Here is a 17711-nt window from a genome sequence, read left to right on the forward strand (position 1 = left end):
TGTCGAGAAACCCCTCTTCAAACCAAGGAATTAACGGCCTGCGGCAGCGGCTGCAGCTTGTGCGGCAACTTCAGCAGCGAAATCGTTTACCTTCTTTTCAATGCCTTCGCCGACGATGAACAGGTCGAAGCCGTTGACTTCGCTGCCTTTGCTCTTGAGCATGGCTTCAACAGTCAATTTGTCGTCTTTCACGAAAGGCTGGGACAACAGGGCAACTTCTTTCAAGAACTTCTTGATAGAGCCTTCAACCATTTTTTCTGCGATGTCGGCTGGCTTGCCAGACTCTTCAGCCTTGGCCTTGGCCACAGAACGCTCGCGGTCGATGTCTTCCTGTGGAACGCCACTTTCGTGCAAGGCCTTGGGTTTTGTTGCGGCGATGTGCAAGGCAACGTCTTTGCCCACGTTTTCATCAGACCCGGTGTAATCAACCAGCACACCGATTTTGCCACCGTGAATGTAGGAGCTCAGGCTGCCTTTGGCTTCAACGCGCTTGAAACGGCGTACGGACATGTTTTCACCAATCTTGCCGATCAAGGCGGCGCGAACAGTTTCAACGGTGCCTTCGCCCAAGGGCAATGCAGCCAGCGCTTCAACATTGGCTGGGTTGTGGTCGGCGATCAGCTTGGCTACATTGGCTACAAATGCCAGGAAGTCGTCGTTCTTGGCCACGAAGTCAGTTTCACAGTTAACTTCAACGATTGTTCCCAACTTATTGGAATCATTAATATAAATCCCAACCAGGCCTTCAGCGGTCACCCGTGTGGCCGCCTTGCTGGCCTTGCTGCCCAACTTGACGCGCAAAATTTCTTCAGCCTTGTCCATGTCGCCAGCGGCTTCGGTCAGGGCTTTTTTGCATTCCATCATTGGTGCGTCAGTTTTCTCGCGCAGTACTTTAACCATTGCTGCTGTAATTTCAGCCATTGATTTTCTCCTAAAGTCGGATTCTGAATTAGATAAAAAAAAGGGGCGACTGATCGCCCCATTGGAAGGCAAAGGCCTGATTAGCCTTCAGCTCCCTCTTCAGACACTTCAACGAAGTCGTCGCCGCCTTTGATGGCTTCAACCACATCGTTTACAGCCTGGTCGCGGCCTGCCAGTACGGCATCGGCTACGGAGCGGGCATACAAACGAATGGCGCGGGCGGAGTCATCGTTACCGGGAACAATGTAGCTAACGCCTGCTGGCGAGTGGTTGGTATCCACAATGCCAACCACTGGAATGCCCAGCTTTTCAGCTTCAGTAATTGCAATTTTGTGGTAACCCACGTCGCACACGAAAATTGCATCAGGCAAGGTGGGCATGTCTTTGATGCCACCAATTGACTGGTTCAGCTTTTCGAGTTCACGGGCAAACATCAAGGCCTCTTTCTTGGACATGCGCTCAGTGCCGCCATCAGCGATAATGGCTTCCATGTCTTTCAGACGCTTGATGGATGTTTTTACGGTTTTGAAGTTGGTCAACATGCCGCCCAACCAACGCTGGTCAACGTAGGGCATGCCACAACGCTGCGCTTCTTCGGCGATGATTTCCTTAGCCTGGCGCTTGGTGCATACAAACAGGATGTTGCCGCGATTGGCTGACAGACGCTTCACGAATTTCAGCGCGTCGTCGAGCATTACAACGGTTTTTTCCAGGTTGATAATGTGAATTTTGTTACGATGGCCGTAGATGAAAGGGGCCATTTTTGGGTTCCAGAAGCGTGTTTGGTGGCCAAAGTGGCAACCAGCTTCCAGCATTTCGCGCATTGATGCTGCCATGAATTTCTCCAGTATAGACAGGGTTAAATGGGTTTGTACTGGGCCAGTGTTGGGTTAACAACCCCAAATAACTAGCACCCTGTCGCACAAACCATTAAATTTACTCTTATGCGTTAACTAACTAAGTAGTTAGCCTTAGCGCCAGAGCAGCCGAAGATTATACTCGGTTAAAATACGTTAGCTCAAGCAGGAATCAAACAAAACCATGGATATTGTGATTAAAAACGAGCACGACATTGAAAAAATGCGTGTGGCTGGCCGTTTGGCCTCGGAAGTTCTTGATTTTATCGGTCCACATGTCGTGGCCGGCATTACTACCGAAGAACTCGACAAACTGTGCCACGATTACATGGTGAATGTGCAGGGCACCATTCCCGCACCGCTGAATTACGCACCTCCGGGTTACACCCCCTACCCCAAATCAATTTGTACTTCGGTCAATCACCAGATTTGTCACGGCGTGCCGGGCCCAAAGAAGCTTAAGAACGGCGACATCATCAATATTGACATCACCGTGATCAAAGACGGTTACCACGGCGACACCAGCCGTATGTTCATTGTGGGCGAGGGTTCACTGGCTGCAAGACGCCTGTGTGAAATCACCTTCGAGGCGATGTGGATCGGTATCGAGCAGGTTCGACCTGGTGCAACCTTGGGCGACGTGGGCGCTGCCATTCAAAAGTTTGCGGAAGGATTTGGCTATTCCGTAGTTCGGGAATTTTGTGGCCACGGAATTGGAACAAAGTTTCATGAAGAACCGCAGGTATTGCACTACGGCAAGCCAGGCACTGGCGTGAAATTGCAGGAAGGCATGATTTTTACAATCGAACCGATGCTGAATGCGGGTCGCAGGGAAATCAAGGAAATGCCGGATGGCTGGACTATTGTGACCAAAGACCACAGCTTGTCTGCGCAATGGGAACACACGGTGTTGGTGACAGCCGATGGCTATGAAATTTTGACACAGTCTGCTGGTACACCAGCGAATCCACGTTTGAAAACACAGGCGGCGTGACTTGAGCAACAAACCGGCAACAACTGCTGAAACTTCATCTTCACTGGACTTGAACGCGGTGCGGGTGAATATCAAAGACCGGTTGAAAAGCCAGGCGCATCAATGGCTTACGCCTTTTGACCAGAATACGCCCGCATCAGGCGTAGAAGCTGCCCTGAAAAAGCGCTGTGTGTGCGTAGACGAAGCCTTGGTGCGCCTGTGGAACGCCATCGGCATGCCCAGGCAATACAGTCTGGTTGCGGTGGGTGGCTACGGCCGAGGTGAGTTGTTTCCGTTCTCCGATGTGGATGTACTGATTCTGATCGATCAGGAGCCCGATGAAGTCAATACCGAGAAGCTGGAAACTTTTTGCGGCTCGGGATGGGACATTGGCCTTGAAATCGGGCACAGCGTAAGAACAAGGGATCAATGTATTGAGGAAGCCGGCAAAGACATCACGGTTCAAACAGCACTTGTCGAGTCGAGATTATTGACTGGCAATGCCAATTATTTCAGTGAGTTGACTGATAGTTTGAATAGACTACTTGATGTCAAAACTTTCTTTCGCAAGAAAACCCTGGAACTTCGACAACGCCATGCCAAGTACCAGGAAACACCCTACAGCCTTGAACCGAATTGCAAAGAAAGCCCGGGTGGGCTGCGTGACCTTCACGTCATTTTGTGGGTTTGTCGAGCCGCACACTTGGGCAATAGTTGGGCAGAAATGGCCCAAAAAGGCCTGATTACTCCGTTTGAGGCTGCGAAGTTACGAAACAACGAGCGAACACTCAAGAAGATCAGATACCAATTGCATGTCACTACTGGTCGCCGTGAAGACCGGCTTGTGTACGATGTGCAAACCCAACTGGCGGAGTCTTTGGGTTATCGGCCCACCGCTGCAAAACGATCCAGCGAACAGTTGATGCAGCAGTACTATTTGGCTGCCAAGGCTGTGATGCAGTTAAATACCATCTTGCTTCAAAACATTGAGCTGTCGATATTTGGTGCCAATGCTGAGCCCGTGGTAATCGATGAGGAGTTTCAAGAAACCGATTCTTTGCTCGATATTCGCGACGACGAGGTGTTTGCCCGAAACCCTTCCGCCATGCTTCGCGCTTTTATCGTGATGCAACAAAACCCGCGATTGAAAGGCATGAGTGCCCGAATGCTGCGTCAGCTTTGGCACAGTCGGGTCAAAATCAACAGCGATTTCAGGAAAAACCCGGTGAACAAAGCCTTGTTCATCGAGTTTTTCAAGCAACCGCAAGGCATTGTGCACGAATTGCGGCGCATGAATGAAACCAGCGTACTGGGGAGATACCTGCCGGTTTTCAGGAAAATCGTGGGACAGATGCAGCATGATTTGTTTCATGTTTACACGGTAGACCAGCATATTTTGACTGTGGTGCGCAATTTACGCCGCTTCACCATGGCAGAGCACGCCCACGAATACCCCTACTGCAGCCAATTGATGGCCAATTTTGATGACCATTGGTTGTTGTACATTGCAGCTTTGTTTCATGATGTCGCCAAGGGACGTGGCGGCGATCACAGCGTGTTGGGTGAAGTGGATGCCCGAAAATTCTGCAAAGACCACGGACTGAATCAAGAAAATACGGATTTGGTGGCTTTTCTCGTGAAACACCACCTGACCATGTCGAACACCGCCCAGAAAAAAGACTTGTCAGACGTTGAAGTATTGAAAGAATTTGCTGCGCTTGTAAAAACGCCCAGAAACCTGACAGCCCTTTATTTGCTAACTGTGGCCGATATTCGCGGCACCAGCCCGAAGGTTTGGAATGCCTGGAAAGGCAAGTTGCTGGAAGACCTGTACCGCCTGACCTTGAAGTATTTGGGTGGCGAGGCCCCGAACCGGCGGCAAATGCTTGCAGAGCAACAGGCTGAGGCGCGCAGAATTTTGCGTCTGTATGCGCTTTCGGATGACGTGCAGGACAAACTGTGGGCCCAGCTGGACGTGTCGTATTTTTTACGACAAGGCCCAAGCGACATTGCATGGCACACACGGCACCTTTACTGGCGTGTTGATGCCGAACAACCGATTGTCAAAGCACGCCTTTCACCGATTGGCGAGGGCCTGGAGTTGCTGGTGTATACCCGCGATGAAATGGACCTGTTCGCGCGTATTTGTGGGTATTTTGATTCAAAGAATCTGAGCATTCTGGATGCGAAAATTCACACCACTGCGCATGGCTATGCCCTGGATTCTTTTTTGATTCAGCATGACAGTCACAATGAGTTTTATCGTGAAACTTTGTCGCTGCTGGAGGCAGAGCTTCAGGACCGGCTCATCAAACGCCAGCCACTGGAATCGCCAGTATTTGGGCGAATGTCCAGGCAATCCAGACACTTTCCGGTGCGCCCTTCGGTTGATTTGAAGCCCGATGAAAAAGGAAATCAGTATTTACTGACCGTGTCAGCCACCGACCGCACAGGCTTGCTTTACTCCATCACGCGACTGCTGGCGCAATACAAAGTCAGTGTGCAAGCCGCCAAAATTATGACTTTGGGCGAACGGGCTGAGGATACTTTTCTGCTTTACGGCCAGTCCTTGAATTCAGGAAAGCTGCAAATTCAGCTGGAAGCTGAACTTCTCGAATTGCTGTCAATCTGAGCGAGATGAAAGGGTCAGCCTGCTGCCCTTTCATTCATCATGCAGTTGCACCATCGATTTGATGATTCCCATGACACGCCCCATTCCTTCGTGAACAGTCTTGCTGATTTGGGCATGCGAAATTTCTTGGGCGCTCTCGCCCACCCCGGCTGCCTGGTTCACCACCAAGGCCAAATGTGCATACGGTATTTCTAGCTCGCGAGCAAGGCAGGCTTCTGGCATGCCCGTCATGCCAACAATATCTGCACCATCGCGCGCCAGTCGTTTAACTTCCGCTGCGGTCTCCAGGCGCGGGCCCTGGGTGCAGGCATAACAACCGCCCTGCACCACTTGCTCTCCCACCGAATCGGCTGCCAGGCAGAGTGAAGTTCGAAGTGCGTGGTCGTAAGGCCATGTAAAGTCGATGTGTTGCACCGCCTCGTTGTCACCTTCAAAAAAGGTGGCATGACGCCCGTGTGTGTAGTCGAGGATTTGATCGGGCACCACCAACTGCCCAGGCTTTAGATCCGGGCGAATTCCACCCACGGAGGCCACGGACAAAATACCGTCGATATTCAGTTGCGACAAAGCCCAGATATTGGCCCTGTAGTTGATTTGATGCGGAGCAATAGTATGCCCGTAGCCGTGGCGAGCCAGAAACACAATTTCGTGGCCCGCGAGGATGCCGATTGTAAGCGCGCCCGATGGTTCACCATAAGGTGTTCGTTGAACCTTTCGCATGGTGATTTCGAAGCCTGGCAATTGGCTTAAACCACTTCCTCCCAACACTGCATACATGATTTACTTCCTGTTGTTTAGGTATTGCGCAAACTCGGCTGCCACCTCGTGGTGTTTCAGGCCCAGTTCAACTGTGGCTTTCAAATAGCCCATCTTGGAGCCGCAATCAAATCGGGTGCCGTTGAAGCGATAAGCCAAAACAGGTTGATCTTCAAGAAGCGAGGCAATTCCGTCCGTCAACTGTATTTCTCCGCCAGCGCCTTTGCCGGTTTTTCGGATGTGGTCGAAAATTTGCGAGTTCAATACATAACGCCCTACCACTGCAAGGTTGGTGGGGGCGTCTTTGGGGTCGGGTTTCTCAACAATTGCATTGACCCGCTCGGAGCGATTGTTCCAGGGTGTACTGGAAACAATACCGTACGATTTGGTCTCTGCTGGGTCGACCTCTTGTACCGCCAGCACACTGGCATGTTCACGCTCGAATACCTTAACCATTTGGTGTGTTACAGAGGGCGTGCCTTTGTCCACATCCATCAGATCATCGGCCAGCAACACAGCAAAGGGTTCTGTGCCCACCACGGGCTCTGCGCACAGCACTGCGTGGCCCAGCCCCAGGGGCTCCATTTGGCGTATGTAAATACAGTTCACATGGCTGGGTACAATATTTTTTACAATCTCAAGCAGTGCGGTTTTTCCGCGAGCCTGCAACTCCGCTTCAAGTTCATAGGCTTTGTCGAAGTGATCCTCAATAGAACGCTTGCTTCGACCAGTAATGAAAACAAGCTCACTTAAACCCGCTTCCAGTGCTTCTTCAACCGCATATTGAATCAGTGGTTTGTCCACCACGGGCATCATTTCTTTGGGGCTTGCCTTGGTAGCTGGCAAAAAACGGGTGCCCATACCCGCAACAGGAAACACTGCTTTTCTAACTCGGGTCATGATTGCTCGCTCCGTAATTGAACAATAGAGAAATAAAATAATAAACGCAGTAATGATTTCTGCTCAATTTTCCTGATTAAAGCATACCTTGAAATGTATTTTCATCAAGCACAGTGACGCCCAGTGCTGCAGCCTTGTCCAGTTTGCTGCCAGCGGCTTCTCCTGCCAACAAATAATCTGTTTTCTTGGACACTGAACCTGTCACTTTGCCGCCACGCGCGACAATCAATGCCCCTGCTTCGTCGCGACTATATTGACTCAAGGTGCCTGTCAGTACGAATGTTTTTCCAAAAAATGGATGTGATTCGTCGGCGGTTTGGGTTTCCTCCGTGGGCCAGTGCAACCCAAGCGAAATCAACTCTCGTACAACGTGTTGATTGGCAGGCTCATCAAAAAATTGTCGTATCGATTCAGCCACCACGGGGCCAACATCATTGACTTCAAGCAACTCTTCCACTGTGGCGCTCATCAGCCGATCAACATTCTTGAAGTGCGCCGCCAAATCGCGGGCTGTGGCTTCACCAACATGCCGTATTCCCAAACCGAATAGAAACCTGCCAAATGTGGTTTGTTTGGCGTTTTCAATGCTGTCGAGCAGGTTGCGTGCTGATTTTTCGCCCATGCGTTCAAGCTGAACCAAGTCATCAAATTCAAGGCGAAACAGGTCGGCCGGAGTTTTTACCCATTCCTTGTCGACCAATACTTCAACCAGCTTGCTACCCAGGCCTTCAATGTCAATGGCGCGACGGTGTGCAAAATGAATAATGGACTGGGTAAGCTGGGCTTTACACACCAGGCCACCGGTGCACCGGAAGGCAGCTTCGCCCTCCTCCTTGCGAACCAGTGAGTTGCAGATTGGGCAGTGCGAGGGCATGACAAATGCAGTGCTGCTAGCGCTGCGCTGGTTACCGGGAAAGGGTAAAACCTCTGGAATCACATCACCCGCGCGGCGAACCAAAACCTGGTCGCCCACACGCAAATCCTTGCGCTGGATTTCATCCAGATTGTGCAAAGTGGCGGACGACACCACAACACCCCCCACCTTCACCGGTTCGAGTTTTGCCACCGGGGTAATTGAACCTGTTCGGCCAACTTGAACTTCAATGTTCAGCAAGCGGCTGAGCACTTCATCGGGCGGAAATTTGTGGGCCACCGCAAAACGCGGCGCTTTGGCCACGTAACCCAGTTGGTCCTGAAGATCAAAAGAATCTACCTTGTACACCACCCCGTCAATTTCAAAAGGCAAAGTGCTGCGACGCTCGCCCACACTGCGATAGAAGGTCAACAGTCCTTCTGCACCCGTGGCCGTCTGGCTAAGTTCTGAAACAGGCAGGCCCATGTTTGCCAACCATTTCATCATGGCTGATTGACTCTTCAACTCACGCAACTGTTCTCGTTCCAAGGCTGCGCCGTAGCAGTAAAAGCGCAAGGGTCGACTGGCCGCAATTTTGGGGTCTAGCTGCCGAATGGTTCCTGCCGCAGCATTGCGCGGGTTTGCAAATACTTTTAGACCTTGCTCGGCCTGCCGCTGATTCATTTGCAGGAAATCTTTTTTGGTCATGAAGATTTCACCGCGAATTTCGAGGTGTGCTGGTATTGCATTGCCTTTTAACTTAAGGGGCAAACTGCGAATGGTCTTAACGTTGGCAGACACATCTTCGCCCACGGCTCCGTCGCCACGGGTGATGGCTTGTTCAAACAGGCCATTGGTGTAGTGAATTGAAATCGCAAGGCCATCGAACTTGGGATCAACTGCGTAGGCAATGGTGGTGTCGGCAGGCAGGTCGGCGAGTTCTTTGACTCTTCTGTCAAACGCAAGCACATCGCTGTCTTCAAATGCATTGCCCAGCGACAACATGGGCACGCGGTGCTTTACCTGCTCGAATCCGTCCGCTGGTTTGCCACCGACACGTTGTGTGGGTGAATCGCTTTGAATCAGTTCGGGGTGTGTATTCTCGAGTTGTTGGAGTGAAAGATAAACCTTGTCGTACTCGGAGTCTGGCACTTCAGGTGCGTCGAGAACATAGTAGGCGTGTTCCCAACGGTTCAGCTGTTCAATCAGGCGACGCATGGCGATGATCGGTGACTCTTCCCGAGAACCGGAACTGTCACCACCATCGTCGCCTTCAAACAAATCCAGATTGGTCATGAAAACAGAATACGAGCCACAGGTGCACCAGGTTTGAAGCCTGAATCCGTCAAATTGCGAACCCGTTCAATCAACTGGTTGTAGATGCCCTCGATGGCCTGTGTACTCAAGGTTCGGCCAGAGTCGTCCATCAGCGGCGCGCCAAATTTTTCATTCATGCCATGACAAACAGTGACGATATCCCCCAATGCCTTGATGGGCTCAGCAGAATTGGGCACATCAATGCTAAAACTCAGCAATCGTTTGCCTGGCGCATTGTGAATCACCATGCTGGCCAAAGTGCCCGACTCATCATTGAGAAACCACTGGTGGCCTTTTTGCACCCAGCCGGCGACTGCCAGCATGTCAACCGCGGTACTTTCCTGAACAGTTTCTGGCAACAGGCAGTGCAATCCAAGCAAAGTATCCAGGGCGGCGGCGGCTTGGTCCAGCGTTTCAGCCTTGGCCACCACTTCTTTCATTTCGGGGAATTCAATGTCGGCATTCTGGTCTTCAGCAAATCGCCTGAATTTTCCGAGTACCTCAGAAAATTCGATTGAAGTGAGCGGACCTTTTCGGTTGGCAATTTGAACGCTGGCTTTGAAAGATTTTGCAGTGCCTGCATAGGGGCTGGCTTTGAACCACAACGTTTCAGTACTTTCACCAGCATCGGGGCTGGCAGAATAAATAATTCGCTTGCGGTTGATTTGCTCAAGCCCATCAACCAGCGCTTTCCAGGTGTTTGCGTCCTTGTCTTCGTCGAATCGAATAATGAAATCTGCAAACAACCTTTTGTCGATGGTCATTTGTGGTTCGTTTTGCAAATGGCTGTCGCTTTGACTTGCATCAGGGGACGCTTCACCATTTGTTTCATCAAATTCTGGGGAGGACTCAAAGCTTTGCGATCCCGAAAATCCTGGCTCTGTGCGTTCAAATCCAGCTTTGGCGGTGCCAGAGTTCAAGAGTGGGTCTTGATCGGTTTCACCAAAACGTTCACTGGCCTGTTTGCGCAGCCGATAGTCTTGCCACCAGTTGTAAGCGATCATGGCAGCAATGCCACCACCACCAACAATCAGCAGGGTTAGTTGTAAATCGTTCATACGGTTTCTGTTGCCATTTTTTCTGCAGCGGCCAAGTCAACGGCAACAATGCGGGAAACACCTTTTTCCTGCATCGTGACGCCGATCAACTGCTGCGCCATTTCCATGGCGATTTTATTGTGGGAAATGAACAAAAACTGGGTTTGTTCAGACATTTGTTTGACCAAGCGGGTAAAGCGCTCGGTGTTTGCATCGTCCAGCGGTGCGTCAACCTCGTCGAGCAAGCAAAACGGCGCGGGATTCAATTCAAAAATTGCGAAAACCAGTGCCGTGGCCGTCAGCGCTTTCTCGCCGCCCGACAAAAGATGAATGGTGCCGTTTTTCTTGCCTGGGGGTTGGGCAAACACCTGCACACCAGCATCCAGAATTTCGTCGCCGGTCATGACCAATCTTGCCTCGCCACCACCAAACAACTTCGGGAACAGGCGTGAGAAATGTCCGTTAACAACGCCGAAGGTTTCGGAAAGAAGATCGCGTGTTTCTTTGTCAATTTTGCGAATCGCATCCTCAAGGGTTTCCATGGCTTCCATCAGGTCACCGGCCTGTTGGTCAAGGAATGATTTTCTTTCGGTTGCGGCAGCCAGTTCGTCCAGCGCAGCCAGGTTGACCGCGCCCAACTCTTGCATGCCGTTGGTAAGGCGGGTTACCTCAGCCTGAAGCACGGATGCTTTGGGAGGTACCTCCATGGCAACGAATTGCTGACCCAATTCGTTTACATCGGCCTGTACTTCATCCATCAAATTCTTGTATTGCTCAATCGTCAGATCGGCGGCCTGAATTTTTAAAGCGAGGTCTTGAACTGCATCCCGCAGGGGGTCTGCCTGTTTGTCACTTTCTTTCTCTGCACGTTCAAGTTCAGAAACCTTGGCCATAATCTGTTCAAGCGCATCGCGAGAAACTGCCACTTTTTCTTCGGCAATCACTCTTTCTTCCAGCGCAGCTTGCAAAGCTTCCTGGCCTTCTGTTTCCGAAAGCCCTTCTAGTTCAGCCAATGCCAATTGCTTTCGCTGCTGAATTTGCTGAATCTGGCTGCTTGCAAAGGCAATGTCGCGTTCGCATTCACGTTGGCGTGATTCCTGATTGCGAATATTGAATTCGGCATCCTGCTTCTTACGCAAAGCACTTTGTACTTGCGCCTGTTTGTCGCGCAAGGCTTGTTCAGCTTCCGTTACTTTGTCTTTCTGGCTTTCCAAAGCGTCGCTGGCCACAGCAAGCTGTTCATCCAGTTCAGCGTATTTGTCTTCCGACTCAAGCAAAATCGCCCGCTGTTCCTCCAGCTCACTTTGAAGCAAGGCCAGGTCCAAGCCAATTTGCTCGCGGCGACTGTCAGCCCTGCTTTGCTGTTCTTGAAGGCGAATCAGTTGTACCTGGGCCTCGTGCAGTCGCTTGGTTAAACTTTCAACCAGGTTGCGTGCTTGCACCACATTGGCTTTCATTTCACCGGTGCGCAATTGCAGTTGATCGCGCTTGGCCATGGATTCATTTTTCAGCATGTCGAGCGCGCGCACTTCAGTGCGCAAGGCTTCAATTTGCTGTTGGCGCTCAAGCCGACCGCTTTGGGCGTTGTCGGCGGCGTAGAAAGACACGCCCGTGGCGCTGACACAATGCCCCTGTGGCGTGAAAATGCGTTGGCCCGGTTTCAGTGTTTTGCGTTTGGCCAGTGCTGCCGGTAAATCTGGTGCCAAAAGGTAGCCAGCCAGCGACTGAATCAAAGACTGTTGAACGGAAGAATCTGAGCTGCGCACCAAACTGGCGAGGTCTTCGGGACCAACATTGAGATTCAGGCCTCCGCTGTTGCTGGCTGATTCCATGAAAGCGACTCGCGCAGGAGGTGGCTGTTTGGCAAAACCCTCAACCATGTCCAGAGTTCGTACCTGAAAGCTGTCCAACGATTCACGCAACGCCGATTCAAGCGCCCTTTCCCAACCACGCTCCACCTGCAGTTTGCCCAACAAACGCGGGGTGTCGCCAAGGCCGCTGCTTTCTACCCAAGGCTTTAATTCAGCACTTTCTGCCAGTTGCTCATTCAATTTTTCCAGTGCTTGCAGCTGGGCCTGCGCATTGGCGTGCTTGTCTCGCTCGGTGTTGAATGCTGCCTGAATGTGGTCAAGCTCTGCACTGCCCGTAGCCAGCTTGCTTTCAAATTCCGCAAGATTGCCTGTGGCGTCACCAAGCTCCCGCTCCAGGGACTGAACCCGCGATTGAACCTCATCCAGTTCATGCACGGAAGGCGCTGCAATTTGTTGTTTTTCACTTTCCAGTCGATCCAGCTTCACTTGAATCGTGCTTTCGGCGCGGCTGGCCGATTCTTGCTGGGAAGAAACCTGGCTAAGTGCCTGCTGAATTTGCATCACGCCTGAACGTTTTTGATCCACGGCCGAACGTGCGGCCTGTAATGCAAGTTCAACTGGCTCTACAGCCAACTCGGCTTCTTCAAGTGCGATGATTCGTTCTTCCAGTTCGGCTTGCTGCTCTTCCGTGGATCCACTGATTTCTTCCAGTCTCGCCTTGGCATCTTCCTCGCGCACCGTCCAGTTTTGAATTTCAAGTTCAAGCTCGGCCACGCGGGCACCCAAACGGGCGCGCGATTCGGCCATCACGCGCAAATCAGCCTCGAGGCGGCTAACCTGTCGGTTGGCCTCAATCCACTGAGTTTGGTCGTTTTCAAGCTGCTGCTGGGCGTCCACCTGTTTTTCACGTACGGCAAAAAGCTCGGTTTGGGTGCTGATGGACTTGGCTTGAATGGCTTCAAGGTCTGCCTTGGCACGTTCAAGCTTGGCCTGGCCCGTGTTTTTCTGTTCCAGTGCCTCGGAATATCGGATATACCAAAGTAGGCGCTGCTTGGTGTTTTTGGCCTCTTCAAGTTCCTTGAACTGGCGGGCCACGGTGGCTTGTTGCTCCAGTCGCTCAATCTGGCTGGTCAATTCGCGAAGAATGTCCTCGATTCGCGTGAGGTTGTCGCGGGTATCGGCCAAGCGATTGCCAGTTTCCCTGCGACGCTCCTTGTACTTCGACACACCCGCAGCTTCTTCCAGAAAAATTCGCAGCTCTTCTGGGCGGGCTTCAATAATGCGGGCAATCATGCCCTGACCGATAATCGCGTAAGCGCGCGGCCCAAGACCAGTGCCCAGGAAAATATCCTGAACATCGCGACGGCGAACCGCCTGCTGGTTGATGTAATACGTTGAAGCGCCATCGCGTGTGAGCACGCGCTTTACTGAAATTTCAGAATATTGGTTCCAGCTGCCGCCAGCGCGGCCTTCAGCATTGTCAAACACCAGTTCAACGCTGGCGCGCGAGGCTGCCTTTCGGTTGGTGGAACCATTGAAGATCACGTCTTGCATGGACTCGCCACGCAACTCGGACGCCTTGGATTCGCCCAAAACCCAGCGGACCGCATCGATGATATTGGATTTGCCACAGCCGTTCGGCCCCACCACGCCCACCAAATTACTGGGCACGGCAAAGGACGTCGGTTCAACAAATGACTTAAAGCCAGCTAAACGAATGTGAGTTAATCGCACGATGAGGTGGAAATGAGACCAATAGAACGAATAAAAACTTCAACCCACGGGAACTTGAAAACCCGCTGACCTTATAATAGCAAAGCCTTTGCGCTTTACGCCGGGCCCCCGCCCTTAGTTGGCAGGATGATTGATTTGTTTAACGCCACAGTGGCCCAAGGCCCCATCGGCTCAAGAGAGAAGCATGAGTAACAAACCCAGCCGCGATTTACAGACTTTTCCGAATCCAAACCCGGATCGCCCTTACCACGTTCACATTGAAGTGCCTGAATTTACATGCCTTTGTCCACTAACAGGCCAACCCGATTTTGCCACTTTGGTGATCGACTACCTGCCTAATCAAAAGAATGTGGAGCTGAAAAGCCTGAAAATGTACATGTGGAGCTATCGCGAGGAAGGTGCTTTCCACGAGGCAGTGACCAACAAAATCCTGGACGACCTGGTGGCCGCAACCGACCCCCGCTACATGAAATTGACCGCAAAATGGTATGTTCGCGGTGGTGTGTACACCACGGTGGTGGCTGAACACCGCCATGCCAGCTTTCAGCCCCTGCCGAAAGTTGAACTGGACTCCATTTCAACCATGAACCCTACTCGTGGTTAAACAGCAATTGCGGTGAACCCATTGAAAAACCTCGACAAACTTCAACCTTACCCATTTGAACGCCTGAGGGCCTTGTTCGCTGGCAGTCAGCATACGGGTGGCCTGACGCACGTTAATCTGTCAATCGGCGAGCCGAAACACCCGACACCGGAATTGATCAAGCAGGCCTTGATTGACAACCTGGATGGTTTGGCGGTTTACCCGGGGACACAGGGTTTACCGGTTCTCAGAAAGGCAATTTCGGACTGGATCTTGCGTCGTTTTGATGCTTTGGTCGACCCTGAAACCCAGGTTTTACCAATTTTAGGCTCGCGCGAGGCCTTGTTTTCATTCGCCCAGGTTGTGTTGGATGGTTGTGAGAATGACAGTTGCGTTGTTTTTCCCAACCCCTTCTATCAAATTTACGAAGGCGCCACTTTTCTTGGTGGTGCAAGCCCTGTATTTGTCAACATCGATCCGGCAACTGGTTTGTCGAACTTTCATGCCTTGAGCCCAGATGTTCTGGCCAAAACAAAGTTGATGTATGTGTGTTCACCCAACAACCCCACAGGTGCGGTGTATTCGCTGGAAGATTGGCAAAAACTGTTTGATTTGGCCGATGAATACAACATCGTGATTGCCTCGGATGAATGTTATTCAGAAATTTACCTCGATGGCACCGCTGCGCCGATTGGCGGGCTTGAAGCGGCAAGCCGCTTGGGGCGGTCCGATTACAACAATCTGATTGTATTTTCCAGCCTGTCCAAGCGCTCAAATGCCCCCGGCCTGCGCTCGGGTTATGTGGCTGGCGATGCCGACCTGATCAAGGCGTTCCTTCGTTACCGCACCTACCATGGTTCAGCCATGTCGACCACCATTCAAATGGCCAGTGTGGCCGCCTGGAATGATGAAGAGCATGTGGCGGAAAACCGCCGTTTGTACACCGAGAAGTTCAAATCTTTCAGCGCCATTCTTGAAGGCAAGCTTGAACTGCATATTCCACCCGCCGGCTTTTATTTTTGGGCCAATGTGGGGCAAAGCGATACAGGGTTTGCGAAGGAGTTGTATGAGCAAGCGCATGTTACCCTGTTGCCCGGAAGCTTTTTGGGCCGCGAGGTGAATGGATTTAACCCCGGCAGCAACCATGTGCGGATTGCGCTGGTGGCCAGCCTGACCGAATGCAACGAAGCCGCAAACCGAATTAAAAATATTCTCTGACACAGGAAATCACCATGACAACAAATCATCAATCCATTATCGAAGCCGCTTGGGAAAACCGTGCAGACATTTCCCCCGCGTCAGCCCCTGCTGAAGTTCGCGCCGCCGTTGGCGACGTACTTGAAAAGCTGAATTCTGGCGAGTTGCGTGTCTGCTCCAAAGAAAGTGGTGAGTGGGTGACCCACCAGTGGATCAAAAAAGCAGTGCTGCTTTCCTTCCGCCTGGAAGACAACAAACCCATGGCGGCAGGCGGTTTCACCCAGTTTTACGACAAGGTGCCCACCAAATTTGTGGACTACACCGAAGAGGATTTCAAGAAAGGCGGTTTTCGTGTGGTGCCTCCCGCTGTGGCGCGACGCGGCAGCTTTATTGCCAAGAATGTGGTGCTGATGCCCAGCTACGTGAACATTGGTGCATACGTGGACGAAGGCACCATGGTTGACACCTGGGCCACTGTGGGTTCTTGCGCGCAAATTGGCAAGAATGTTCACCTGAGCGGTGGCGTGGGCATTGGTGGCGTTCTGGAGCCCCTGCAGGCCAACCCCACAATCATCGAAGACAACTGCTTTATCGGCGCACGCTCTGAGGTGGTGGAAGGCGTGATTGTCGAGGAAAACTCCGTGATTTCCATGGGTGTTTATATCGGTCAAAGCACCAAAATTTACAACCGTGAAACAGGTGAAGTCACCTATGGCCGTATTCCTGCCGGCTCCGTGGTCGTTAGCGGCTCATTGCCCAGTGCCTGCGGCAAATACAGCCTTTATTGCGCTGTCATCGTGAAACGTGTGGATGCGAAAACACGCGCCAAAACTGGTATTAATGAATTGCTGCGCAACGCAGAGTAAGGAGAACCCGACAGGATGACAGCCAAGGTATACGGAATTCCAAACTGTGGAAGTGTAAAAAAAGCCATTGCTTCCTTGAAGGATCAAAACGTGGACATACTGTTCCATGACTTCAAAAAGCATGGCGTACCTGCACAGCTGCTGGACGAATGGATAGCCACCTTCGGATTGGACAAAGTCATCAATCGAAAAGGCACCACCTGGCGTGGGTTGGACGAAGGAATGCAGGGCAAAGCCGATTCACCTGAAGGTGCGAAGGCCCTTCTGCTCGAATACCCCAGCATCATCAAACGCCCGGTGGTTGAATTAAACGGCGTACTCAGCATTGGTCAAACCGACTTCAGCGAAGGCAATTCATGAACCAGGATCATGCCGCACACATTGCGGTCGACCCCAAAGAACTTCACACCGTGCGCGATTGGGTGCGGTTTTACGTGAGCGAAATGCGCCGTGGTCAGGTATTTTTTGGGCATGGTTCCAGCAATGCTTTTGATGAAGCGGTTTACATGGTGCAGTCTGCACTCTGCTTGCCAATTGGCGACATGGGGCCGTTTTGGGATGCGCGTGTTACAGCCCATGAATCCAATCGCTTGATCCGGTTTATTACGCAACGCGTGGTAGACAGAAAGCCCGCCAGTTACATCACTGGCGAAGCCTGGTTGCAAGGGCATTCCTTCAAGGTCGATGAACGCGTCATTATTCCGCGTTCCTTCATCGCCGAACTACTGGCCGATCAGCTAACACCCTGGGTGAATGCTCCAGAAATGCCGTTCGACATATTGGACATGTGCACAGGATCTGCTTGCCTGGCAATTTTGGCGGCTTATGTGTTTGAAAATGCGCAGGTTGACGCTGCCGATTTGTCGCCTGAGGCCTTGAGTGTTGCGCGTGAAAACATTGAATTGCACCACATGAAGCAACGCGTAAATGCCATTGAATCCGATTTGTTTTCGAATCTGAATGGCAAGAAATACGACTTCATCTTGACCAACCCGCCTTATGTCAATGAGGCCTCCATGAAAAAGCTGCCTCCCGAATACCTGCACGAGCCACGCATGGCTTTGGCCGGCGGAGACAGTGGCATGGACCTTATTCAAGACATTCTTGAGCAAGCCCCGAAGCACTTGAAAGACGGTGGTTTTCTGGTGGTAGAACTTGGCAATGAAAAACTGCATTTCGAGGCAGCTTTCCCGCATTTAAATCCCATTTGGCTTGAAACCTCGGCAGGTGACGAACAAGTGTTTTTGCTCAACAAAGAAGACTTGGTCTAAACC

13 protein-coding genes and 1 pseudogene are annotated in these 17711 nt (G+C 51.6%); 7 read left to right on the forward strand and 7 right to left on the reverse strand.

Annotated features, from left to right (window positions below):
• Positions 1–30: 30 nt before the first annotated feature.
• Positions 31–921 (reverse strand): translation elongation factor Ts, encoded by an 891-nt coding sequence (gene tsf, locus FCS97_RS07575; protein ID WP_138517859.1) that lies wholly within the window; start codon positions 919–921, stop codon positions 31–33.
• A gap of 80 nt (positions 922–1001) precedes the next feature.
• The gene (gene rpsB / locus FCS97_RS07580; RefSeq protein ID WP_138517860.1) at positions 1002–1757 is read right to left on the reverse strand and encodes a 30S ribosomal protein S2; all 756 of its coding nucleotides are present in this window, start codon (positions 1755–1757) and stop codon (positions 1002–1004) included.
• Positions 1758–1953: 196 nt separating this feature from the next.
• On the opposite strand from rpsB, the pseudogene map reads away from it, so the two are divergent.
• Positions 1954–2772, forward strand: a pseudogene (map, locus tag FCS97_RS07585) (type I methionyl aminopeptidase); the annotation flags it as partial.
• A gap of 49 nt (positions 2773–2821) precedes the next feature.
• Positions 2822–5383 carry a [protein-PII] uridylyltransferase gene (locus FCS97_RS07590; RefSeq protein WP_425460744.1) on the forward strand — a complete coding sequence of 854 codons (2562 nt, stop codon included), beginning with the start codon at positions 2822–2824 and terminating at the stop codon, positions 5381–5383.
• 30 nt (positions 5384–5413) lie between these two features.
• On the opposite strand, the gene FCS97_RS07595 is transcribed toward FCS97_RS07590, so the two are convergent.
• The 5 genes from FCS97_RS07595 to smc all read right to left on the reverse strand — a co-directional run bounded on the left by FCS97_RS07595 (position 5414) and on the right by smc (position 13791).
• Positions 5414–6160 carry an S-methyl-5'-thioinosine phosphorylase gene (locus FCS97_RS07595; RefSeq protein ID WP_138517861.1) on the reverse strand — a complete coding sequence of 249 codons (747 nt, stop codon included), beginning with the start codon at positions 6158–6160 and terminating at the stop codon, positions 5414–5416.
• Positions 6161–6163: 3 nt separating this feature from the next.
• Positions 6164–7039, reverse strand: a complete 876-nt coding sequence (gene galU / locus FCS97_RS07600) for a UTP--glucose-1-phosphate uridylyltransferase GalU (RefSeq protein WP_138517862.1) — start codon at positions 7037–7039, stop codon at positions 6164–6166.
• Positions 7040–7115: 76 nt separating this feature from the next.
• Positions 7116–9110 carry an NAD-dependent DNA ligase LigA gene (gene ligA, locus FCS97_RS07605; RefSeq protein WP_138518216.1) on the reverse strand — a complete coding sequence of 665 codons (1995 nt, stop codon included), beginning with the start codon at positions 9108–9110 and terminating at the stop codon, positions 7116–7118.
• A 74-nt stretch (positions 9111–9184) separates the two neighbouring features.
• Positions 9185–10267 carry a hypothetical protein gene (locus FCS97_RS07610; protein WP_138517863.1) on the reverse strand — a complete coding sequence of 361 codons (1083 nt, stop codon included), beginning with the start codon at positions 10265–10267 and terminating at the stop codon, positions 9185–9187.
• Positions 10264–13791 carry a chromosome segregation protein SMC gene (gene smc / locus FCS97_RS07615; RefSeq protein ID WP_138517864.1) on the reverse strand — a complete coding sequence of 1176 codons (3528 nt, stop codon included), beginning with the start codon at positions 13789–13791 and terminating at the stop codon, positions 10264–10266. Before smc ends, FCS97_RS07610 begins: the two co-directional genes overlap by 4 nt.
• A 184-nt stretch (positions 13792–13975) precedes the next feature.
• Between smc and queF the strand changes: the two genes are divergently transcribed.
• The 5 genes from queF to prmB are packed head-to-tail and all read left to right on the forward strand — an operon-like array spanning position 13976 to position 17708.
• On the forward strand, positions 13976–14395 hold the full coding sequence (queF, locus tag FCS97_RS07620) for a preQ(1) synthase (protein ID WP_040513619.1): 420 nt from the start codon (positions 13976–13978) through the stop codon (positions 14393–14395).
• Positions 14396–14407: 12 nt separating this feature from the next.
• Complete coding sequence (dapC, locus tag FCS97_RS07625) at positions 14408–15592, forward strand: succinyldiaminopimelate transaminase (RefSeq protein WP_138517865.1); 1185 nt, start codon at positions 14408–14410, stop codon at positions 15590–15592.
• A 14-nt stretch (positions 15593–15606) separates the two neighbouring features.
• Positions 15607–16437 carry a 2,3,4,5-tetrahydropyridine-2,6-dicarboxylate N-succinyltransferase gene (gene dapD / locus FCS97_RS07630; RefSeq protein WP_138517866.1) on the forward strand — a complete coding sequence of 277 codons (831 nt, stop codon included), beginning with the start codon at positions 15607–15609 and terminating at the stop codon, positions 16435–16437.
• A gap of 15 nt (positions 16438–16452) precedes the next feature.
• The gene (locus tag FCS97_RS07635; RefSeq protein ID WP_138517867.1) at positions 16453–16797 is read left to right on the forward strand and encodes an ArsC/Spx/MgsR family protein; all 345 of its coding nucleotides are present in this window, start codon (positions 16453–16455) and stop codon (positions 16795–16797) included.
• Entirely contained in the window at positions 16794–17708 is a 915-nt protein-coding gene (gene prmB, locus FCS97_RS07640; protein WP_138517868.1) for a 50S ribosomal protein L3 N(5)-glutamine methyltransferase, read from the forward strand. The genes FCS97_RS07635 and prmB overlap by 4 nt, the downstream gene beginning before the upstream one ends.
• Positions 17709–17711: the final 3 nt, after the last annotated feature.

The organism is Limnobacter alexandrii, assembly GCF_005871185.1.
In the GTDB taxonomy this organism is placed as follows: Bacteria; Pseudomonadota; Gammaproteobacteria; order Burkholderiales; family Burkholderiaceae_B; genus Limnobacter; species Limnobacter alexandrii.